This window comes from Paenibacillus sp. KS1 (assembly GCF_001680695.1).
Taxonomy (GTDB): Bacteria; Bacillota; Bacilli; order Paenibacillales; family Paenibacillaceae; genus Paenibacillus_B; species Paenibacillus_B suaedae.
Window position 1 is genome coordinate 1 of the sequence record NZ_MAIS01000281.1, and the last position, 695, is coordinate 695.

The window sequence follows — 695 nt, forward strand, 5'->3', positions numbered from 1 at the left end:
TCAGAAGCTGGCCGCCAAGCTGCAAAAAGCAGTAAAGCAATTTGCAGGGAAGGAGGTAAGGTTGCAGGATACTGCCGAGGATATAAGGGATTCAGATGCAAAGGTTAAATCAGTAGATGGAAAGTACGTCGTCTACTTTAATTATAAAAAAGGTGAAGTATGGTCGTTGGACGGAACGATTCCACTCGATAAAATCAGTACAGCGGCTCAGGAGAAGATCCTGAAAGCGCTGAAAGGAGCATACGCGAAGAAAACATACGTTCTTGATAAAGAAGTAGTTCTGAATCGCCTTTATGATGGAAAAAAAGAAAAACTAAAGGATGATTATTTTTCGTATCAGTTGACAGGGAAGGACTTTGAAGCAAAGTGGGAAGTATGGGGTGAGGCAGAATTTGTGAGTAAAGTTGCAATAAAGCTTGCCAAGGAGGAGCTTGATCCGAAATCATTGGAAATGGCAGCAACAACGATAAAAACGGCATTTGATTATGATTTTGAAATAACAGATGCCCAACTTCATTCTAATGGGGATAAGTATCAAATGTTATTACTTAAGGATAACGATGTATCGCTTGAGCTAGACAAAAAAGAAGGAAAGGTCTTGAATGTATCTCATAAAAAAAGAAAAAAGGTAACGACCAACCAAGAGATTACGGAAAAAGATGCAAAGGAAGTGGTCGCTCCGCTTGCCAAGGAAT

At 39.9% G+C, this 695-nt stretch carries 1 protein-coding gene; it reads left to right on the forward strand.

Annotation, left to right across the window (positions count from 1 at the left end; translation table 11 throughout):
• Window positions 1–695: hypothetical protein (locus tag BBG47_RS30280; RefSeq protein ID WP_065294490.1), on the forward strand; the 695-nt coding region annotated here is incomplete at both ends.